Here is a 21,567-nt window from a genome sequence, read left to right as displayed (position 1 = left end):
CCCCGGTGGGTGACGGCCACGCCCTTGGGGCGGCCGGTCGAACCGGAAGTGAAGATCACATACGCCAGCGCGTCACCGTCCTCGGTGCGCTCCGGAGCGGTCCGCGGCCGTTCGTCCAGCACGGGCCGGTCGCGGTCCACCAGGACCGTGCCGACGCCGCCGAAGCGGTCCTCGTACGCCTCCTCGGTGACCGTGAGCACGGCGCCCGAGGTGGTGAGCATGGCCGCGATGCGCTCGGCCGGGTAGGAGGGGTCGATCGGCACGTAGGCCGCGCCGGCCTTCCACACCCCGAGCAGGCTCGCGAGCAGATTCGGCCCGCGGTCCAGCAGGACACCGACCACCGACTGCGGACCGACGCCCGCCGCCTTGAGGTGGTGGGCCATCTGGTTGGCCCGCACGTCCAGCTGGCTGTACGTCACCGCGGCGTCGGCGAAGCCGATCGCGGGCGCGTCCGGGCTGCGGCGGGCCTGCTCCTCGAAGCGGCGGAGCACGGACGCGTCCGTGAAGTCGGCCGCCTCGCCCGTCCCCAGGTCCAGCAAGCGCTGCCGCTCGTCGGCCGGCAGGAGCGCGACCGAGGAGAGCCGGGCGGCCGGGTCGGCCGTGACCTCCTCCAGGAAGCGGATGAACTGCTCCTTCACGCGGACCACGGTCGACGCGTCGAAGAGCGAGGTCGCGTACTCGAAGACGCCTTCGAGCGACCCGTCCGCCGACCGCCCGATGAAGACGGAGAGGTCCGTCTTGGCGACCGTCCACGCCTCGGCGAACGCCCGCAGGTCCGCCGCGTCGGTGGCGACGCTGGTGACGCCCTCGCTGTGCATGTCGAAGGCGACCTGGTAGAGCGGCGTACGGGACATGTCGCGCTCGGGCTGCAACTCGTCGACCAGCCGGTCGAACGGCAGCTCCTGGTGCGCGAACGCGGCCACGGACGCGGCACGCACCCGCCCCAGCGCCTCGGCGAAGGTGGGATCGCCCTCCAGCGGGCAGCGCACCACCAGGGAGTTGAGGAAGAAGCCGACCGTGTTCGCGACCTCCGGGCGGGTCCGGCCCGCGACCGGGGTGCCGACCGGAACGTCCCACTGCCCGCTCTGCCTGGCCAGTACCGAGGCGAAGGCGGTCAGCAGGGTCATGAACGGTGTGGCGCCGTGCCTGCGGCCCAGCTCCTCCACCTTCGCCACGAGCTCCGGCTCCACCCGGACCGGGACGACCGCGCCGCGCGGGTCGCGCTCGGGCGGACGGGGGCGGTCCGTGGGCAGCTCCAGCGGGGCGATGCCGTCCAGGGCGGTGCGCCAGTGCGCGAGCTCCGCGGCCGTGAACTCCTCGGTCAGCCGGGAGCTCTGCCAGGACGCGTAGTCGGCGTACTGGATGCCGGTCGCCGGCAGCGAGGGCTCGCGGCCCGCGAGCCCGGCGGCGCACAGCTCCCGCAGCTCGCGCTCCAGGACGACGGTGGACCAGCCGTCACAGGCGATGTGGTGCATGGTGACGAGCAGGACGTGGTCCTCGCCGGGGACCCTGGCCAGCAGGGCGCGCCACAGCGGACCGGTCGCCAGGTCGAAACCGCGGGCGAACTGCTCCTCGAAGTACGTGGCCAGGCCGTCGCGTCCGGTGTCGACGACCCGCAGCTCGACCGGCCCGGCGTCCCCGACGACCTGGCGGGGCTCGCCCCCGTCGTCCAGGTAGCGGGTGCGCAGCGCCTCGTGGCGGGCGCCGAGCGCGGTGAGCGCGGACCGCAGGACGTCCACCGGTGTGGCGGCCGGCAGCCGCAGGATCAGGGGGGCGACCCATTCGCGGCTGCCGGGGTTCAGACGGTCGAGGAACCACAGCCTGCGCTGCCCGGAGGACAGCGGCAGGGCGCCGGACCTGGACACGGCCGGTATCGGCCGCGCGCCGTCGGACGGCGCGTCGATCAGCCTGGCCTGGGCCTCCACCGTGGTGGCGCTGAACAGGCCGCGCATCGAGATCGAGACGCCCGAGGCGCGGAGCCTGGCCGCCAGCCTGGTGAGCTGGAGGGACGTGCCGCCGAGGGCGAAGAAGTCGTCGGTCGCGCCGACCTTCTCCCGGCCCAGCAGAGCGGCCCACACCTCGGCGACCTGCTCCTCGGCGCTGGTGCGGGGGGCGACGTAGCCGCCTTGACCCGCCGCGGCGCCGGTCTCGTCCACGGCGGCGGCGAGCGCGGCCCGGTCCACCTTGCCGTTGGGAGTCAGGGGGAAGACGTCGACGCTGTGGAAGAGCGAGGGGACATGGGTGTCGGGCAGCCGCTGCCGGAGGTGGCGGCGCAGCGCGGTGGGGTCGAGGGGGACGCGGGTCGTGAGCGCGGCACCGATCCGCTTGCCGCCGTCGCCCGCCGCGAAGGCGAAGACGACCGCGCCGCTCACGTCCGGGTGGGAGGTGAGCGCGGCCTCGATCTCGCCCGGCTCGATGCGCACGCCGTTGACCTTGAGCTGGGCGTCGGCCCGGCCCTGGTACTCCAGTACGCCCTCGGCGTTCCAGCGCACCAGGTCGCCGGTGCGGTACAGCCGGGAGCCGGGGGCGCCGTACGGGTTCGGGACGAACTGCTCCGCGGTGAGGTCCGGGCGGCCCGCGTACCCCTGGGCCAGGCCGACCCCGTCCGCGTACAGCTCTCCGGTGACGCCCTTGGGCACCGGGGTGCCGTCGGGGCCCATCACCAGCACACGCATGTTGCTGAGGGCGCGGCCGATCGGCACGGGGCCGGACTTCTGCTCCGGGTCCACGCGGTGGGCGGTGATGTCGATGGAGCACTCGGTGGGCCCGTAGGTGTTCCACACGCCGACCCGCCGGCCGGCCCGCTCGCGCAGCCGCTCGACGAGTTCGGCGTGCAGCGGCTCACCGGCCGAGAAGAGCAGGCGCAGCGCGTGGCAGCCGGCCCAGCCGTCCTCCTCGACCAGCAGTCTGAGGACGGAGGGGACGACCTGCAGGACGGTGGCACCGCCGTCGGCGACCGCCTTCAGCAACGCCGCGGCGTCCCGCTCGGTGCCGTCCGGGGCGGTGACGACGCTTCCGCCGCTGATCAGCGGGGCGAAGATCTCCCAGCCGGCCGCGTCGAAACCGATCGAGGTCTTGAACAGGACGCGGTCGTCGGCGGTCAGCTTCTGCGTGCGCACGGCCCAGGTCACCCGGTTGGCGATGCCGGCGTGGGTGACCTGCACCCCCTTGGGCCGTCCCGTCGATCCCGAGGTGAAGATCGTGTACGCCACGCTCAGGGGATCGACGGTGACAGCGGGGGCGGCCGTCTCCGAGGGAGCTTTGGCCCGGTCCCGTATGTCCTGCGGCGACACGGCGCGGACGCCCGCCGCCGGCAGGCCGGTCAGCTCCTGCTCGGTGACCACCAGGGTGGCGCCGCACTCCAGGACGAGGGATTCCAGCCGCTCCCGGGGGTGTCCGGGGTCCAGGGGCAGGTAGCCGGCCCCTGCCTTCCACACCCCCAGGAGGGTGACGACCAGGTCGATGCCCCGGCCCAGGCACACGCCGACCGGGGAGCCGGGAACGGCGCCGGCCGAGCGCAGGAAGCGCGCCGTGCGGTCGGCGGCGAGATCCAGCTCCCGGTAGGTCAGCGTGCGGGCACCGTCGATGACGGCAGTCGCGTCGGGAGTGCGGGCGGCCTGCTGTGCGACGAGCACGGGCAGGGTGGGAGGGACAGTTCCGCTCAGGGGGGTCCCCGGCAACTGTGCGGCGTTCAACAGGTGCTCCTTCGAATGACCTGGCGCCAGGTGCGACTCGGAATTCAGTGGTGGTGAAGGGCCCGCTCGGGGCGGCGGATCAGGCGGCGGAGTTCTGGCTCTCCAGGCGGCGGCGCAGGCTCAGCGGACGCATGTCGGTCCACACGTCGTTGATGCGGGCGAGGCACTCCTCGCGGGTGCCCTCGGTGCCTTCGGCGCTCCAGCCGGCGGGCAGCGCCCGGCCGGCCTGCCAGATCGAGTACTGCTCCTCGTCGTTGAGCACGACGCGGTACACGGCGGTGTCGTTCAGTTCGCTGGACATGGTTCTCCTCGGTGCGATGCGAAGGGGGTGGTACGCGGGAACGGGAAGGGGAAGCGGGCGGGGCTCAGGACAGGAAGTCCGTGATCTCCACACCCAGGCCGAGCCTGCGGGCGGTGCGGTGCACGTCGACGGCCAGGGCGAGGTCGAGGACCCCGAGCCCGAACGGCGAGTAGACGGTGACCTTCTTCGGCGACGGGGTGAACTGCCGGGTGCCGGCGATGAGCTGGCCGATGGACGCGTCGATGAAGGCGCGGCCCCCGGTGATCTGCTCGGCGAGGTGGAGCGAGGTGCGCTCGCGGCACACGTGGTCCGCGTCGTCCACGATGTTGTGCGCCTGGATGAGCGTCTCGGGGTCGATGTCCCGCAGGGAGACGTGCAGGACCACCGTGCCGGGCGCCGCCGCGGTCAGGTCGGTGTGGGGCTCGCCCGCCGAGGTGGCGAAGGAGACCAGGGACTGCGCGGCCAGCGCGTCGTCGAGGCTCGCCACGAGAGAAATGCGGGCCTCGGGAAGGATTTCCGCGCAGCGCCGGGCGAATTCCTCCGCGCGGACCGGGGAGCTGTCGTGGATCGTCACTTCTTCGAGACCGTCGAGAGCGGCCTTGAGATAGCGCAGGATCTCCAGGTTGATGACACCGCAGCCGATGAGGGAAACCCCCTTGGGGCGGTTTTCCCTGGTGAGCATCTCGGCGGCGAGCGCCGCACTGGCGGCGGTACGCGCGGCCGATATCAGAGACCCTTCGAGCAGGGCCTCGGGGTGACCGGTGCGCAGCGAGTTGAGGAGCATCGCCGCGCTGGCCCGCGCGGTGCCGGACTGGATGTTCCCGGGGAACGAGGAAATCCACTTGATCCCGGCGGCGGGGTTCTCGCCGCCGCGGTACGAGGGGAGTCCGATGATCCGGTTGGCGGGCTGGTCGGGGAAACGGAGGAAGATGGAGTGCGGGACCGTCGTGGCGCCCTGCTCGTGCAGCTCGTAGGTCGCCCGGACCATCTCGATGTGTTCCTTCTCCTTTCCGCTGAGAAGCTTTTCCACGTCGGACTGGCGGATTACCAGCATGGGACAGATCAACCCTTCCACAGGTGCGAGACTTCACCGAAGTTCTCGCGCACCCAGTCGTCGGAATAGATGGTCTTGAGGTAGCGGTCTCCCCCGTCGGGGAAGATCAGGGCGGAGACGGACCCGCGCGGAATGCGCGGCAGCGTTTTCTCCACCGCGGCGAGCGTGGCCCCGGACGATCCGCCGGCCAGGATCGCTTCCCGCCCCACCAGCCGCCGGCAGAAGACGACACAGTCGAGGTCCGAGACGTGCACCACGTCGTCGGCCGCTTCCGGGTCCATCAGGGCGGGCTGTACGGACGCGCCGTGGCCGGGGATGAGCCGCCTGGCGGGCGGCCGGCCGAAGATCGCGCTGCCCTCCGCGTCGACGGCCACGACCTTGGTCGCCAGCCCGGCGCGGCGGATGTAGTCCGCGCAGCCGCGCAGCGTGCCGAAGGTGCTGACCGAGCAGAAGAGGAAGTCGAGCCGCCCGTCGAGGGCTTCGACTATCTCGTGCATGGTGCTTTCGTGGGCCTTCGGATTGAACAGGTTCGCATACTGGTTGGGCGAGTACGCATGCGGAATGCTTTCCACCAGTTCGCGCACCCTGCGCAATCTGACGGGCAGGAACTCTCCTGTGGCGGGGTCCCTTTCGTCGACCACCTCTACCTCGGCCCCGTAGGCCCGGAGGATGGCCATGTTCTGTTCGGTGGTCTTGGCGTCGATCACGCAGATGAAACGCAGCCCGAAGTATCTGCATATCTGGGCGAGTCCGACGGCCAGGTTTCCCGAGCTCGATTCCACGACGACCGATCGCCCCGGCGTTATCTCGCCGCTGCGCAGGGCCTCGGCGATCATATTGAGGCCGCTTCGATCTTTTATACTGCCACCTGGGTTGAAACGCTCGATCTTGGCGAAGACTTGTGAGTGCCCCCCGGGAAACATTCTCTCCAGTTCCACCAGGGGCGTCCGGCCGATCGTACCCAGAATCCCCGAATCAGACCTTTTCGGCATGGATTCCCTCTCACCTGTAGGCGTGCAATGGAGACAGTAGCGGCCGCCCAAACGAGGTAACGGGTTCTGCACTGGCAGGGAATTGCCACCGCAAGGTCCTGTCAGTGAGGGGACAGGACAGCGCTCCCGCGGGTGCCCAAGACTGAGGTTCTTCCGGAATTCACGCGTTCTCAGATCCAGGTGGAGTTGTGACGAAACCTCAGCTTGTACCGGACCGGCCGGCTCGCTACGCGCCGTACGACCTGGCCGGCAGATTCGACCAGGACCTGGGCGATCCCCACCGCCCCGATCTGCCCTTCTTCGCGGGCCGGCTCCGTGAACTCGACGCGCTGGAGGCGTTCCCCGAGGAGGCGGTGCGCCTGCTCGACGCGCAGGAACTGCCCGCCCACTACGTGCCCGCACGGCACGGCGGGGCGCTGCGGAGCTACGAGGACCTGCTCCAGCTCGTCCGCGTGGTCGCCCGCCGCGACCTGACGGTGGCGATCGCCCACACCAAGACCTACCTGGGCGCGGTGAGCACCTGGGTCGGCGGTACGGCGGCCCAGGCCCGGGCGCTCGGCGAGCGGGTGTCGGCGGGCGCCGTGGTCTCCTGGGGCCTCACCGAGCGCGAGCACGGCAGCGACCTGCTGTCCGGCGGCCTCACCGCCACCGCCACCGGGGACGGGTACCGGCTCGACGGGGAGAAGTGGCTGATCAACAACGCCACCCGGTCCCACCTGGTCTGCGTCCTCGCCCGTACCGCACCGGAGGGCGGCACCCGCGGCTACAGCCTGCTGCTCGTCGACAAGGCGGAGCTCGTCCCCGGCACGTACAGCTGCCTGCCCGCCGCCCGGACCCACGGCATCCGGGGCGCGGACATCAGCGGCATCGCGTTCTCCGGCGCCCGCGTCCCGGCCGGCGCCCTGATCGGGGAGGAGGGGCAGGGCATCGAGATCGTCCTGCGGAGTCTGCAGATCACCCGCACGATCTGCGCCGCCCTGTCGCTCGGCACGGCCGACCGGGCCCTGCGGATCGCGACGGACTTCGGCCTGGAGCACGAGCTGTACGGGAAGCGGCTCGTCGACCTGCCGCAGGCGCACCGCACCCTGACCGAGGCGTACGCCGATCTGCTCGCCATGGAGGCCGTCACCCTCGTGGCCGGCCGCGGAGCCCACGCGCTCACCGAGGAGATGAGCGTGACGTCGAGCGCGGTGAAGTACCTGGTGCCGAGCACGGTCGACGAACTCGTCTCCAGCATGGGCCAGTTCCTGGGCGCGCGGTCCTTCTTCAGCGAGGACTACGCGCACGGCGCCTTCGCCAAGCTGGAGCGCGACCACCGGATCGTCGGCATCTTCGACGGCAACAGCCTGGTCAACCTGAACGCCCTGATCAACCAGTTCGGCGTGCTCGCGCGGGGCTACCGCGCGGGGCGCACGGACCCCGAGGGACTCGCCGTCGCGGCGACCCTGGACACGCCGGTCCCCGACTTCGACCCGACCCGGCTCGACCTGACCTCACGCACCGGCAACAGCGTCGTCGCCGCCCTGCCGCAGAGCGTCGCCGAGCTGCGGAGGCTCGCCGCCGACGGCGAGGTCCCCGGGACGCTGCTGGCCCTGGCCGAGGACGTACTGGAGATCACCGACGAGACGCACCGGCAGATGGCGTCCCACCGCCCCACCCCCCGGGACGTCCCCGCCCCCGCCTTCTCGCTGGCCCACCGCTACACCCTGTGCACGGCGGCGGCCGCCTGCCTCCAGGTGTGGCTGCGCAACCGGGGCCGGGTGGCGCGGGACACCGAGGCCGTCGCCGGTCTGTGGCAGGACGGCCTGTGGCTGGAGGCCTGCCTGAGCCGCCTCCTCGACCGCCTCGCTCCGGGGGTGCTGCCGGCGGCCGCCGGGGACGGCCGGCCCGCGGCCGACTCCACGGCCGTGCTCGACCGGCTGATGCCCCTGCTCCTCGACCAGCACCGGACGGGCGAGATGTTCTCCCTGCTGTCCTTCCCGCTGGCCGCTTCCCCCGCCGCTTCCTTTTCCGCTTCCTCCTCCGCGTCACAGCTCCTGGAGACGTCATGACCGAGACAGCCGCAGAGACCGGCGGACCGGCCGCGCTGGAGAGCGCGCTGGGCAACGCCGACGACCCGGACAATCCGCTGGGTTTCCGGTCCGTACTGGAGGCGGACGAGCGCGCCGAGATCCTGCCCGAGGGCGAGAAGGCCCTGGACGCCTACGGGTTCAACGCCGAGTACGTGCCGAAGCGGCTGGGCGGGCGGCTCGTCGGCATCGAACGCCTGATGCTCATGATGCGCACGGTCTCCCGGCGCGACCCCACCCTGGCGCTCGGGTACGGCTTCACCAACTACATCTCCGGGTCCGCCATGTGGACCTCCGGCAACGACCGGCAGCAGCGGCGGATGGCCGAGATCCTGCTCGGCGGCGGCAAGACGGCGGCCGGGTACAACGAACTGGCCCACGGCAACGACTTCACCCGTACCGACCTCGCCGCCGCCCCCCACGGCGACCGGATCCTGATCAACGGCCGCAAGCAGATCGTCAACAACATCGGCCGGGCGGACGCCCTCGTGCTGCTGGCCCGCACCGGCGACGGCCCGGGCAACCGCAGCCACTCGCACCTGTTCGTGGACCTGGCGGACGGCCCCGCCGACCGTGTCCGGCGCGACTTCCGGTACCCCACCGTGGGCCTGCGCGGCTGCCTCATCGGCGGCGCCGAGTTCACCGACTACCCCGTCCCCGCCGACGCGCACATCGGCCCGGCCGGCGGGGCGATGGAGACCGTGCTGCGCGCCTTCCAGACCACCCGCGCGGTGCTGCCGGGCATGATGGTCGGCACCTCGGACACCCTGCTGCGCACGGTCACCCGCTTCGCGCTCGACCGCCGGCTGTACGGGCGCCGGGTCGCCGACCTGCCGCACGCCAGGGCCACGCTGGTCGGCGCCTTCCTCGACCTGCTGGCCGGCGACTGCCTGTCCACCGTGGCCTGCCGCGCCCTGCACGTCCTGCCCGGCCAGACCAGTGTCCTGACCGCGGCCAACAAGTACCTCGTGCCCAAGGTCCTCCACCGGTCCTCGCACGCCCTGGGCACGGTGCTGGGAGCCAACTCCTACCTGCGGGACGGCGCGTACGGCATCTTCCAGAAGTTCGCCCGCGACCTGCCCGCCATCACCTTCGCCCACGCCAACGCCTCCGTGTGCCAGGCGACGATGCTGCCCCAGCTGCCCCGGCTCGCCGCCACCAGCTGGCTGCGGGCCCAGCGCCCGCCCACCGAGCTGTTCCGGCTCGACGCCCCGCTGGACGCCATCGACTACCAGGCCCTGGAGATCACCTCACGGGGAGCCGACGACCTCACCGCGATGCTCGGCCACCCGGGCGCCGACGCGCTCCTGCCCACGGCCACGACGCGGCTGACCGGCCTGCTGCGCGCGGACCTGGAGGACCTGCGCGAGCGCTGCCTCGCGCTGCCGCCGCGCGAACACTCGGTGGTCGCGGGCCGGGCCGGCTTCGCCCTGGCCGACCGGTACGCCCAGCTCGCCATGGCCGCCGCCTGCATCGGCGTCTGGCAGGACAACCAGCACAGCGACGACGCGTTCCTGCGCGACCCCGACTGGCTGACCGGCGTCCTGTCCAGGATCGCCGCGCGCCTCGGTCACGACGTGGGCGCGCTGCCCGCCCCGACGGAGCGACGGCTCTTCGAGGAACTGATCACCAGGGAGGAAAGACATGAGGGCTACGACCTCGGCCGTCCGCACCTCTCGCCCGCCTGACCCCAGGTCCTGCCCGGCCCCGGCCCCGGGCCGGTATCCGTACCCGGACCAGAAACCCCTCCCCACCAATTTCCACACCCTGCACATCTCAAGGAGTCTTCTCATGTCCGACATCACCACCGCGACGACCGTCGAGGCCATCAGCACCGCGGCGACCGCCGAGACCATCCGCACCTGGCTCACCGAGCGGGTCGCGTACTTCCTCGACGTCACCCCGCAGGAGGTCGCCCCGGACGACCTGCTCGTCGAGATCGGTCTCGACTCCGTCTACGCCCTCACCCTGTGCGGCGACGTCGAGGACGAGTACGGCATCCTCGTCGAGGCAACCCTCGCCTGGGACCACCCCACCGTCGACGCGCTCACGGCCCACATCCACTCCGAACTCGGTGCCCGCTGATGGCGGAGACCGGACCCGCCGCCAGAGCGCTGTCCATCGGGCAGGAGGCGCTCTGGTTCCTGTACTGGATGGCGCCCGACAGCCCGGCGTACAACGTCCAGGCCGCCCTGCGGATCCGCGGCCCGCTCGACGAGGGGCGGGTCCGCCGCGCCCTGCGCTCCGTGGTGGACCGCCACGACGTCCTGCGCTCCACCTTCACGGACACCCCGGCCGGCCCCCGGCGGCTGGTCGGGCCGCCGGAGCTGGTCGCCCTGGAGGTGCGCGAGGCGCCGGGAGCCACCGCCGGCGACGACCGGCTGGCGGAGCTGGTGAGGGAGTTCGGCGACACCCCGTTCGACCTGACCGGGCGGGGAACCTGCCGGGCGCTGCTGCTGCGCGTCGCGCCGGACGACGCCGTGCTGGTGGTCTCCGCCCACCACATCGTCACCGACGCCACCTCGCAGTGGCTGCTCCTCCAGGAGCTGCTCGACGCGTACGCGGCGGATTCCGCGTCGCCGCTGCCGCCGCTGAAGCGCGGTTACGACGACTACGTGGCCCAGGAGCAGCAACTGCTCGCCGGGCCCCGGCGCGAGAAACTCCAGTCCTTCTGGGAGGAGTTCACCGAAGGCGCCGACGCCGCCGAGCTGCTCGCCGACCGCCCGCGGGGCGAGAACCGGCCCGGGGTGTTCAACGGGGCCACCCGCGAACTGCGCGTTCCCGACGAGCTGCTGCCGAAGCTGCGGGAGACGGCGAAGCGGACGGGCGTCACCGGTTTCGCCCTGCTGCTGAGCGTCTTCCAGACCCTCGTCCACCGCTACACGGGCCGGACCGACTTCCTCATCGGCTGCCCGACGACCACCCGCAGCGGCCCCGGCATGCGGCAGGTCGTCGGGTACCTGGTGAACACGCTGGTGCTCCCGGCCCGCTTCACGGACTCGACGACCTTCGCGGACGCGGCCGTATCGGCGCAGCGCCAGGTGATGTCGGCGATGAAGCACATCGGTTACCCCTACGCCCTGCTGGCCGGGGAGAGCCGGTACGCCGGCCACAACCCGCCGGTGCGGATGGCCTTCACGATGGTCGCGCCGGGCCGTCTGGAGCCGCTGCTGCAACAGGTCACCGAGGCCGCGGCGGCCGGCACGGCGACGGAGTACGCCGGGCTGCGCCTGTCACTCGTCGACGTACCGCAGCTGGAGGGCCAGTTCGACATCTCGGTGGAGATGCGGCAGAGCGCGTCCTCGCTCACCGCGGTGTTCCGCTACGCGACGGACCTGTTCGACGAGAGCACCGTCGAGCGGCTCCTGGACCACTACGTCCACCTGCTCGGCGCCGCCGTCGAGGACGTCGGCGCACGGGTGACGGACCCGGTCCTGGTCGGCACCGGCGAGCTGGACGAGCTGCTGGCGCTGGGAGCGGCCGATGACTGGTGACCGCACCGACGACCGGCGTCCGCGCATTCCCGCCCACTTCATCCCAGGGGGTTCCATGTCCCAGCAGTCCCAGCACCACCAGCTCACGCAGGCTCCGAGCGCCACGGCACGCATCCGCGAGAACGCGCTGGCCACTCCGGACGAGCCCGCGGTGATCTTCGTCCGCGACCCCTCCGCGCCGGACGGCGCCGAGACCTGGTCCTACGCCCGGCTGGACCACGAGGCGCGGAAGATAGCCGGGTGGCTCCAGGAGCGGTACGCGCCGGGCGACCGGGTCCTGCTGCTCTATCCCGAGAGCCTGGAGTTCGCCGCCGCGTTCGTGGGGTGCCTCTACGCGGGGATGGTCGCCATTCCGTCCTCCCTGCCGGGCCAGTACCAGCACCAGCGGCGCCGGGTGGACTCCATCGTGGAGAACGCCGTCGTCGCGGTCACCCTCACCAGCGAGGCGGCCGCCCCCTCCGTCCTGGACTGGGCCGCGTCGGACCCGGCGGCCGGCATCGACTGCGCCGTCACGGACGGCCCCGCGTTCACCGACGCCCACGCGGCGGCCTGGCGCATGCCCGAGGCGGACCACGACAGCCTGGCGCTCCTCCAGTACACCTCCGGGTCGACCTCCACGCCCAAGGGAGTGATGGTCAACCAGGGGAACCTGCTGCACAATTCGCAGATCCTCAGCGAGGCATTCGGGCTCGACAAGGCCACCCGCTTCGGGTCGTGGATCCCCCAGTACCACGACATGGGGCTGCTGGCGATCCTGCTGCCCCCGCTGCTGCTGGGAGGCTCCTGCGTGCTGATGAGCCCGACCACGTTCCTGAAGCGGCCGCACTGGTGGCTCCAGATGATCGACAGGTACGGCATCACCTGGTCCGCCGCGCCCAACTTCGCGTACGAGCTGTGCGTGCGGCAGGTCACCGACGAGCAGCTGGCCCAGCTGGACCTGTCGCGGTGGAGGTTCGCCGCCAACGGGTCCGAGCCGGTCCAGGCGTCCACCCTCACCGCCTTCGCCAAGCGCTTCGCCCCCGCGGGCTTCCGCAGCGACACCATGGCCCCGTGCTACGGCATGGCCGAGGCGACCGTGTTCATCTCGGGAACGGGCCCCCGCGAGCTGGTCGTCAGCCGCATCGACGAGGAGCGCCTGGAGCGCCACGAGTTCCACCCGGTGAGCCTGGCGGAGCCCGGCCGCGACGTCGTCAGCTGCGGGTCCGCGAAGGCCTATGACGTACGCGTCGTCGACCCGCGGACCCGGGAGGTGCTGCCCGCCGGCCGGATCGGCGAGATCTGGCTCCGGGGCGAGAGCGTCGCGCAGGGGTACTGGGGCCGCGAGGACGCCACGCGCGACACCTTCCGGGTGCGGACCGCGGACGGGGACGGCGGTTACGTCAGGAGCGGCGACCTGGGCACCGTCCACGACGGCGAGGTCTACGTCACCGGCCGGATCAAGGAGCTGATCATCCTGCGCGGCCGGAACATCTACCCCCAGGACGTCGAACACTTCCTCAGGGCGCAGGAGAGCGACCTGACCGGACTGTTCGGCGCGGCCTTCGTCGTCCCCGTCCAGAACGCCGACGGCGCCGTCGAGGAGCAGCTCGTCGTGGCGCACGAGGTGCGCGGCGGAATCTCCCAGGACGGACTGAAGGAACTGGCCGGCCGGATCGGGGCGGGCGTCTCCCGCGGGTTCAGTGTGCGGCCGGGGGCCGTCGTCCTGGTCCGGCGCGGCGGGATCCTGCGGACGACGAGCGGCAAGATCCAGCGCGCGGCGATCCGCGAGACGTTCCTCCAGGGCCGGCTGGAGAGCCGGTACCTCCAGGCGAACCGCCAGGTCGGCGCGCTGCTCGCCGAGGCCGAGGCGAAGGCCGAGGCCGGCGTCGAGGCCGGTGCCGGTGCAGGAGCGGGAGGCGCTTCCTGAACGAGGTGACGAAGGGGCGGGCCCGTGAGCGGGCCCGCCCCTTCGCGCGCCGCCTCGCGCTCAGGGGTGCGCGAGGCTCCGCAGGACCAGGCCCGCGGCCGGCTTGGGCCCGAACGAGGTCGACTTCCGCGGCATGGTGACCCCCTCGCCGGCCAGGTTCCGGACGGTCTCCTCCCGTACCGGGTGCAGCAGGACCGCCGTCCCGCCGTCCCGCCGCGCCTGGTCGGCCGCCGCCCGGCCGTCGTGGACGTACGCGATGTCCCGCGGCCCGTCCGGGACCTTCCAGAGGTGGTCGAGCAGGGTGGCGTGCAGGACCGCGGCGTCCAGCGCCCGCCACGCCCGGGGCCGGTCGGCGGGGACCGTACGGGCGAGCAGGTCCGGGTCGGGGCGGTCGATGAGGTGGAAACCCGTGCCCCCCGTGAGGAGGAAGGCGTTGCCGTCACGGGCGGCCACGCCCAGGGCCTCCAGGGCGGCGGGCAGGGACGACCCGGCCGGGCGGACCCGGAAGGAGCCCTCGACCGCCGACAGGGCCTCGGCCACCGGCAGCCGGCGCAGGACCCGGTGGATCGCCCGTACCTGGAACGGGTGGCGGTCCGTGTCCACCAGCATCACGAGCCCGAAGTCCCAGGCCGCGGAGCGGGGCTGCTCGGACCGGAGCCGGAGATAGGTCGCCCAGCGGTGGTGCCCGTCCGCGATCAGCGCCTGCCGGCCGCAGAGGTCGGCGTCGATCTCCGCCAGCTCCGCCGGGTCCGTGACGGCCCACATCCGGTGGCTGACGCCGCCGTGCGTGGTGGTGGTCAGGAGCGGCGGGCGCAGCACGGTGCGCTCGATGACGGCGCCGGCCCCGCGCCGGCCGCCGGCGCCGCGGTAGGCCAGCAGCAGTGGTTCCAGATGGGCGGCGGTCGCCCGCATCAGACCGGCCCGGTCCTCCACGACGTGCGGCATCACGGCCTCGTGGGGGTGGACGATGCCTTCGGCGGGCTCGGACAGCCGCAGCGCCCCGACGAGTCCGCGCTGCATGACCCCTTCGCCCCGCTGCTCGCACACGTACAGCGCGGGTTCGGGATCGGGCGCGAGCACGCCCCCGGACAGCCAGCTGCGGAGGGTGGCCGCGGCCCGCTCGGCGCGGGCGGCGGGGGTGGCCCCCTGCGGAAGGATCAGCCGCACGATGTGGTGCGGGTCGGCGGAGTCCGGGTGGTGCGGGCCGTCCGGGCCCGCCCCGGTGGCGTACGGGTACGAGGTGACGGCGGCGAGACTGCTGACCCGCTCGGGGACGTAGCGCAGACCGCGGAAGGGGATGAGCTGCAGGCCGTTGCCCGCGGGGCCCGTGAGGTTCATTGGCGCATCGTAGGAAGGCGCCTTTTCGATCCGGTTTCCCGGCGGGAAACCGGATCGAGGCCGGACACCGGCGGGGCGCGCGGCCTGCGCTAACGCGTGCCCAGCAGCCCCGCCAGCGTCTCGGCGTCGACCCGCGCGCCCTGCCGTGCCGTGCCGATCATGTCCGCGATCTGGGCGGTGCGCTCCTCCCAGGAGGTCGCGGCCAGGGAGCGGAAGATCTCGTGGGACCGCTGCAGCCGCGCGACGGCCTCGGCGTCGCCGCGGATGGCTTCGGCGCAGGCACGGTCGGTTTCGATGCGGGCCTGGAGGAACCGGTCCCCGACCTCCTCGGCGGCGGTCAGCGCCTCCCGCAGGGTGGCCTCCGCCTCGGCGGAACGGTCCTGCCGCCACTGCGCCTCGCCCAGGGCGCGCAGGGCGTAGGCCTCGCCCAGGCGGTCGCCCTGCGCGCGGGTCAGCTCGATGACTTCCCGGCAGGCACGTTCGACCCGCTCCAGCTCGCCGGCGCGCAGGTACGCCTCGGCGAGCCGGTAGGTGTTCTGGGCCTTCCCCCGTACGGAGCCGGCCTCGTCGCTCGTCCTGATGGCCTCGCGCGTCAGCGTGATGCCGAGGTCGGTCTGCCCGCGCTCCAGTTCGATCTGCGCGAGTAGACCGAGCGCGTGGGAGCGGCTGGTCGGATCGTTCGTCCGCCCGAAGCAGTCGAGCGCCGCGCGGCAGTGCCGGGCCGCGTTGTCCAGGTCCCCCTTGAAGCGGGAGCAGAGCGCGAGGTTGCGCAGCACGACGGCCCGCTCGTGCAGGTCGTCGCTCTGCTCCAGGAGGTCCATCGCCGAAGAGAGGAGGGAGTCGGCCTCCGCGTAACGCCGCTGGTAGATCGCCAGGGTGCCGAGCGAGCGCAGCATGATCGTCGCGCCCGGGGCGTCCCCCGCGCTGCGGGCGCCGTCCAGGGCGCTCTGCGCGGTCTGCTGCCAGTCCTCCAGGTAGTTGCGCATCTCGAAGAGCGGCATGGCACGCGCGGTCAGCCCCCAGGCGTGGGCGGACGCCCCGCTCTGCGCGGCGTGGCCGACCATGCCGACGATGGAGGTGCGCTCCGACTCGAACCACTCCAGGGGGTCGGCCAGCAGTTCCGCGACCGTGTCCGGGGACAGCGCCGCCTCCGGGCTCACCCGATGGGCCGTGAGGTGGCCCTTGCCGTAGAGCTGCTGGTGCGCGGTGTCCGCCAGTGTGAGCATGGTGGCGTAGGCCCGCTCGATCGTGACGTTCCGGTCGGCGTCGGAGTCCTCGGAGTGTGCACGCTCCCAGGCGAACAGCCGCAGCAGTTCCTGGAACCGGAAGCGGACCGGGGCCCCCGGCACGATGGTGGACACCTCCAGCAGCTGGGCGTCCACGAGCTGCTCCAGCAGGTCCTCGGCCTGGTCGATCCCGACGTCGAGGACGGCGGCGCCCATCCAGGCGGCGAAGGTGGTCATCGGGAGCAGGCCGAGTCTTCGGTAGAGCTGGGCGGCGTCGGGGGAGAGCTCCCGGTAGCTGAGCCAGAAACCGGCCCTCACCCCGCCGTCGTTCGGGCTCAGGACGTCCAGGCGGCGCCACCGGTCCTCCAGGCGCGACGCCAGCTGGCGCAGTGACCAGTGGGGCCGGGTGGCCAGCCGGCCCGCGGCGATCCGCAGGGCCAGGGGCAGCCGGCCGCACAGTTCGACGAGCCGTTCCGCGGACGCCGGATCGGTGGCGACCCGCTCGGCGCCGATCACCGTGGCGAGCATGCTGCCGGCCTCGTCCGGGGTCATGACCTTCAGGGGGATCCGTACCGCCGCGTAGTCACTGGTCAGTTCGTCCAGCGGATCACGGCTGGTGATCAGTACGAAGCACTGGCCGCGCCCGGGGAGCAGCGGCTGGATCTGGGTGAACGACCGCACGTCGTCGAGGATGATGAGCAGTTTCCTGTTGTTCAGGATGCTGCGGTACAGGGCGGACCGCTCCTGCAGATGGGCGGGGATCTGCGCGCTGGGCACACCGAGTCCGCGCAGCGACTGGTCGAGCACGGACATGGGCGACAGCGGCTGGTCGAACTCGTGGTAGCCATGTACGTCGATGAAGAGCTGGCCGTCGGGGAACCGGTCGGCGACCCGGTTCGCCCAGTGCGCGGCCAGAGCGCTCTTGCCGATGCCGCTCACCCCGGAGATGACCGCGACCGCCAGGGGGCCGCGGTCGGTGTCGCTGGGAAGCAGCCCGTCGAGAATGGCGATCTCCGGCGCGCGGCCGGTGAACGCGGTGACGGGCAGCGGAAGCTGGGCGGGCACGGCGACGGCGGCGCCGTGGGTGTGGGTGGCCGGCGCGGACGGGGGCAGCGCCGGGGAGGCGGGAGCGGCAGCCGGAGCGGGGGCGGGCTGCGCGGTGAACCCCTCCAGCTCGTTCGCGTCCTGGAGGATCTGCTGGTGGAGTTCCTGGAGCGCGGCCCCCGGTTCGATGCCCAGCTCGTCGATGAGGGCCTTGCGCCCTTCGCGGTACACCTGCAGCGCCTCGGAGCGCCGGCCCGCCAGGTTGTGGGCGTGCATGAGGTGGACCCTGGCCTGCTCGCGCAGCGGGTGTTCCTTCACCAGTGAGGTCAGCCGTGTGATGACCGAGTGGTGCCCGCCGGACCGCAGTTGCAGCGCGGCGTACTCCTCGCTGATGTCCAGCCTGAACTCGGACAGCTGGGAGACGGTGTCGTCGATCCTGCTCCCCGTCAGCCCGTCCAGGACGGGTCCCCGCCACAGGGCCAGGCTGTGCTCGAAGAGGGCGGTGGCCTCGTCGACCTGTTCGTCGTGTGCCGCGGCCATGCGGGCGCACGCGACCGATTCGCTCAGGTCCTGCAGATCGATGTAGCAGTTCTTCGAATTGAGGATGTAACCCGGGTGCCTCGTCTCAATGAGGTCTTCGACCGAAGCGGCTTCCCGGAATATTTTGCGGAGAGTGGTAATGCAAATGGCTATTTGGTTACGTGCGGTGGCCGGCGGATCGCCCTGCCACACGGCCTCGGTCAGAGACGCTATTGAGACAACGCGGTCGGGCGAGAGCAGCAGCATGGCCAGAACAGCGCGTTGCCGGGGGCTGCGCACCCGGACCATCTCGCCGCCGGCTGAGATTTCCAGTGGCCCGAGCAGTTTGAAGGACAACGGGTGGGTCACTGCATGGTCCTGTCCCTGTCGTCTGCTCGGCGACATTCGGTCACCGCCGGCCGCTCCTGTGCGATGTGGCTGAAAACAGCAGGTAGATGGTGGTGCTCCAGGACAGTCGGGCAGTGCCGTGCCCGGGATGCGGAAGGGTGATGCCCCGGGACTGCTCGGGACGCCTCGAACCCACAGCCGGACGGCCCGCAACTCAAGTACGGCTGAGCCGCGTTGGTCGAATGCGGGCAGCGGGCGGCAGCAGACATGTTTCCAATGATCACCACGCGGGGTGCAAAGTCAATGCGGATACAACAGCTCAATACGCAACGTGATTGCGGAAGCATTTTCGTTGCGGTGAGTGTCGGAGGCGTGCAGGACCCGGCGGATCACCGGGGCCGGGGCGCCGTTCGCCGGCGCGTGCGGTCGCGCACGGGCGGAAAACGGCTTCCCCGCAGCACCCGCAGCACCCGCAGCGGTGGCATCGCGGAAGCGGGGTACCGCAGGACCGGGGCCTCGCGGGAGCGGGGCGTCACGGCGGCGGCAGCCCGCGGCCGGTGGAGAAGCGGAGAGGAAGGGAAGCCGTGGCCTCGCACGGAACAGCGGCACAGGAATCGACCCCGGCACCGGGACCGGCCCCGGGACCGGCCCCGGGACCGGCCCCGGGCGGCCCGCTCAAGCGGGCTCTGACGACACCGCTGCTCTACTTCTTCATCCTCGGCGATGTGCTGGGCGCGGGCGTCTACGTGCTGGTGGGCCAGGTCGCCGCCGAGTCGGGCGGCGCCGTGTGGGTGCCCCTCGCCGTCGCGCTCGGCCTCGCCCTGCTGACCGCCTCCTCGTACGCGGAACTCGCCACGAAGTACCCCCGGGCGGGTGGTGCTTCGCACTACGCCACCCTCGCCTACGGGCCGTTCGCCGGCTTCCTCGCGGGCTTCTGCATGCTCGCCGCGGGTGTCGTCTCCGTCGCGGCTCTCGCCCGGGGGTTCGGCGGGGACTACCTGACCGTCTTCGTCTCCCTGCCCGTCGCGCTCGTGGCGGTGGTCTTCCTGACGGCCCTGGCCCTGCTCAACGCCCGCGGCATCAGGGAGTCGACCCGGGCCAACACCGTCGCCACGCTCGTCGAGGTCGCCGGCCTGGTGCTGGTCGTCGGGCTCGGCGCCCGGGTGGTGCTGCGCGGCGACGGCGACCTGAGCGGACTGACCGAGCTCGGTACGCCCGGACACGGGCCCGCGGCGGCGGTCCTGAGCGGCTCCGTCCTCGCCTTCTACTCCTTCGTCGGCTTCGAGACGTCCGTCAATGTCGCCGAGGAGACCCGCGACCCCCGGCGGTCCTACCCGCGCGCCCTGTTCGGCGCGCTGGTCACCGCCGGTCTGGTCTACGTACTGGTGGGCATCGCGGCCGCGGCGGCGGTCGACACGAAGACGCTCGCCGCGTCCAGCGGACCGCTGCTCGAAGTGGTCGAGGCCGCCGGGGGAGTACCGGCCCGGCTGTTCGGCTTCATCGCGCTGGTCGCGGTCGCCAACGGCGCGCTGCTCACCGGCATCATGTCCTCCCGGCTCGCGTACGGCATGGCGCGCGACGGACTCCTCCCGGGTTTCCTGGCCAAGGTGCTGCCCGGCCGCCGCACCCCGTGGGCCGCGATCGCCGCCACCACCTCGCTCTCCCTCCTGCTCGCGCTCACCGGTGACGTGGCCGCGCTCGCCTCCACCCTCGTCCTGCTGCTCCTCGTCGTCTTCTTCGTCGTCAACACGGCCGTGCTCGTGCTGCGCCGCGACGCGGTGCCCCACGACCACTTCAGGACGCCTGCCCCGGTCGCCGTGCTCGGTGCGGTGTCCTGCGTCCTCCTCGCGACCCAGATCGAACGCGAGGTGTGGATCCGCGGCCTGATCGTGCTCGCGGCGGGCGCGCTGCTCGGCGTACTGGCGGCCGTACGCAGGCGCAGGGGCTGAGGGCCCAGGCGCAGGGGCAGAGGGGCTGAGGGCCGGGGGCCGGGACGCCTGTGGTTCTCTTGGCCCCGCGGGAACAGCCGAGGGGAGGGGCGGGACAGTGGGGTGGCCGGACGTCGACGGGGACACGGCCCTGACCATCAGGGTCCCCGAGGCCGATCCGCTCGTCAGAACCGGTTCTCCCGCCCACGTCACCGTGCTCTACCCGTTCCTCCACGCGAGCCGGATCGACGGTCCGGTCCACCGTGAGCTGCTGGAACTGTTCCGCTCGCACGACCCCTTCGAGCTGTCCTTCGCCGGGTTCGGCCGGTATCCGGGCGTCCTCTTCCTCGACCCGCGGCCGCACGATCCGGTACGGGCGCTCACCAAGGAGCTCACCGGCCGCTGGCCCGAAGCGGTGCCCTACCGGGGCCTGTTCGGCGAGGGCCTCGACCCTCACCTGACGCTCGCCAACCACGAGGGACCGGAGACGTACGAGCGCGCGTACGACCTGCTGGAGGCCGAGTGCGCGCCCGCCCTGCCGCTGACCGTCCGGGTCGGGGCGGTCCACCTGATCGTCCGGGACGGCGACCGCTGGCGGGACCGTACGGCGTACCCGCTGGGCCGGTCCTGAGCGTTACGCGGTGGTGTCCTCCAGGACCACGGACCGCGTGAGGTTGCGCGGCCTGTCCGGGTCGTAACCGCGCGCCTCGGCGAGCGCGACCGCCAGGCGCTGGACGCGGATCAGGTCGGCCAGCGGGTCCAGGTCGCCCGGTGCCCCGCGGGAGCCGGCGGCCACCGTGCCGCCGGCCCGCAGGACGTCGTCCGCCAGGCCCTGCGGCAGCGCGCCGAAGATCCAGGCCACGCGGCCGGGGCCGGTGATGCTGATCGGGCCGTGCCGGTACTCCATGGCCGGGTACGCCTCCGTCCAGGCGCCCGCCGCCTCGCGCATCTTGAGCCCCGCCTCCAGCGCGAGACCGTACGTCCAGCCGGTGCCGAGGAAGGTGAACTGCTCGGCGCCGAGCACCTCGGCGGCCGGCGGTGCGGTGACGGCGAGTCCGGCGTCCCGGATCGCCTCAGCGAGCGGGCGCACACCGGCCGGCAGGGCGTCCTCGGCCTCCAGGTGGGCGCGCAGGAGCGCGAGGACGGTGGTGGCGAAACGGGTCTGCACCACCGACTCCTCGTCGGCGAAGTCCAGCACGGCCACGGCGTCCGCCGCCCGCATGACGGGCGTCGCCGGGTCGGCGGTGATCGCGCCGGTGGGCACGGTGCCCCGCACGCGCCGGAGCACCTCCAGGACCTCGGTCGTGGTGCCGGAGCGGGTGATCGCCAGTACGCGGTCGTAGCCGTCGCGGTACGGGAACTCCGAGGCGGCGAAGGCGTCCGTCTCGCCGTGGCCGCCGCTCTCGCGCAGTACCGCGTACGCCTGGGCCATGAACCAGGAGGTGCCGCAGCCGATCACGGCGACGCGCTCGCCGCGGCGGGGCAGGGCGTCGGTGTGGAGAGGGAGCGACGTGGCCGCCTCGGCCCAGGTGGCGGGCTGGGAGGCGATCTCGGCCGAGGTGCGGGAGGAATCTGCGGTGGACATGGGACGAACTCCCCGATGATTGGAACTGCTCAAAGCAGTCAGTTTTCAAGCAGGTTCGAGCGTGGGTC

The 21,567-nt window shown here is 72.3% G+C and carries 14 protein-coding genes; 7 read left to right on the top strand and 7 right to left on the bottom strand.

The window, feature by feature from the left end; all coding sequences use genetic code 11:
* The 4 genes from ACWD0Y_RS14915 to sbnA all read right to left on the bottom strand — a co-directional run.
* Positions 1-3,695 (bottom strand): amino acid adenylation domain-containing protein (locus ACWD0Y_RS14915; protein WP_450260748.1); only part of this gene is annotated, 3,695 nt, incomplete at its 3' end.
* Between the two features lie 79 nt (positions 3,696-3,774).
* Entirely contained in the window at positions 3,775-3,996 is a 222-nt protein-coding gene (locus ACWD0Y_RS14910; protein ID WP_450260747.1) for an MbtH family protein, read from the bottom strand.
* Between the two features lie 64 nt (positions 3,997-4,060).
* Positions 4,061-5,050, bottom strand: coding sequence for a 2,3-diaminopropionate biosynthesis protein SbnB (gene sbnB, locus ACWD0Y_RS14905; protein WP_450260746.1), 990 nt, complete (start codon positions 5,048-5,050; stop codon positions 4,061-4,063).
* An 8-nt stretch (positions 5,051-5,058) separates the two neighbouring features.
* Positions 5,059-6,042, bottom strand: a complete 984-nt coding sequence (gene sbnA, locus ACWD0Y_RS14900) for a 2,3-diaminopropionate biosynthesis protein SbnA (RefSeq protein ID WP_450260745.1) — start codon at positions 6,040-6,042, stop codon at positions 5,059-5,061.
* Positions 6,043-6,230: 188 nt separating this feature from the next.
* On the opposite strand from sbnA, the gene ACWD0Y_RS14895 reads away from it, so the two are divergent.
* From ACWD0Y_RS14895 to ACWD0Y_RS14875, 5 genes are all read left to right on the top strand, one after another.
* Entirely contained in the window at positions 6,231-8,093 is a 1,863-nt protein-coding gene (locus tag ACWD0Y_RS14895) for an acyl-CoA dehydrogenase family protein (protein ID WP_450260744.1), read from the top strand.
* A complete protein-coding gene (locus ACWD0Y_RS14890; RefSeq protein ID WP_450260743.1) occupies positions 8,090-9,799 on the top strand; it encodes an acyl-CoA dehydrogenase family protein in 1,710 nt (569 codons plus the stop codon). The genes ACWD0Y_RS14895 and ACWD0Y_RS14890 overlap by 4 nt, the downstream gene beginning before the upstream one ends.
* Positions 9,800-9,902: 103 nt before the next feature.
* Complete coding sequence (locus ACWD0Y_RS14885) at positions 9,903-10,196, top strand: acyl carrier protein (protein ID WP_450260742.1); 294 nt, start codon at positions 9,903-9,905, stop codon at positions 10,194-10,196.
* Positions 10,196-11,605 carry a condensation domain-containing protein gene (locus ACWD0Y_RS14880; RefSeq protein ID WP_450260741.1) on the top strand — a complete coding sequence of 470 codons (1,410 nt, stop codon included), beginning with the start codon at positions 10,196-10,198 and terminating at the stop codon, positions 11,603-11,605. The genes ACWD0Y_RS14885 and ACWD0Y_RS14880 overlap by 1 nt, the downstream gene beginning before the upstream one ends.
* 55 nt (positions 11,606-11,660) lie before the next feature.
* Entirely contained in the window at positions 11,661-13,511 is a 1,851-nt protein-coding gene (locus ACWD0Y_RS14875) for a fatty acyl-AMP ligase (RefSeq protein ID WP_450260740.1), read from the top strand.
* Positions 13,512-13,571: 60 nt separating this feature from the next.
* Here ACWD0Y_RS14875 and ACWD0Y_RS14870 read toward each other — a convergent pair whose 3' ends face one another.
* Together ACWD0Y_RS14870 and ACWD0Y_RS14865 are read right to left on the bottom strand one after the other, a co-directional pair.
* Positions 13,572-14,849: a DUF1015 family protein gene (locus ACWD0Y_RS14870; RefSeq protein ID WP_450260739.1), complete on the bottom strand. Its 1,278-nt coding sequence runs from the start codon at positions 14,847-14,849 to the stop codon at positions 13,572-13,574.
* A gap of 89 nt (positions 14,850-14,938) precedes the next feature.
* Positions 14,939-17,947 carry an AfsR/SARP family transcriptional regulator gene (locus ACWD0Y_RS14865; RefSeq protein WP_450260751.1) on the bottom strand — a complete coding sequence of 1,003 codons (3,009 nt, stop codon included), beginning with the start codon at positions 17,945-17,947 and terminating at the stop codon, positions 14,939-14,941.
* A gap of 737 nt (positions 17,948-18,684) precedes the next feature.
* Between ACWD0Y_RS14865 and ACWD0Y_RS14860 the strand changes: the two genes are divergently transcribed.
* On the top strand, positions 18,685-19,935 hold the full coding sequence (locus ACWD0Y_RS14860) for an APC family permease (protein ID WP_450260750.1): 1,251 nt from the start codon (positions 18,685-18,687) through the stop codon (positions 19,933-19,935).
* Between the two features lie 97 nt (positions 19,936-20,032).
* The gene (locus ACWD0Y_RS14855) at positions 20,033-20,545 is read left to right on the top strand and encodes a 2'-5' RNA ligase family protein (protein WP_450260738.1); all 513 of its coding nucleotides are present in this window, start codon (positions 20,033-20,035) and stop codon (positions 20,543-20,545) included.
* Positions 20,546-20,548: 3 nt separating this feature from the next.
* Here the strand turns inward: ACWD0Y_RS14855 and ACWD0Y_RS14850 are convergent, their stop codons facing one another.
* A complete protein-coding gene (locus ACWD0Y_RS14850) occupies positions 20,549-21,499 on the bottom strand; it encodes an SIS domain-containing protein (protein ID WP_450260737.1) in 951 nt (316 codons plus the stop codon).
* Positions 21,500-21,567 lie beyond the last annotated feature (68 nt).

It is taken from the genome of Streptomyces altiplanensis, from assembly GCF_053591575.1.
This window is presented reverse-complemented; position numbering and strand designations above follow the sequence as displayed.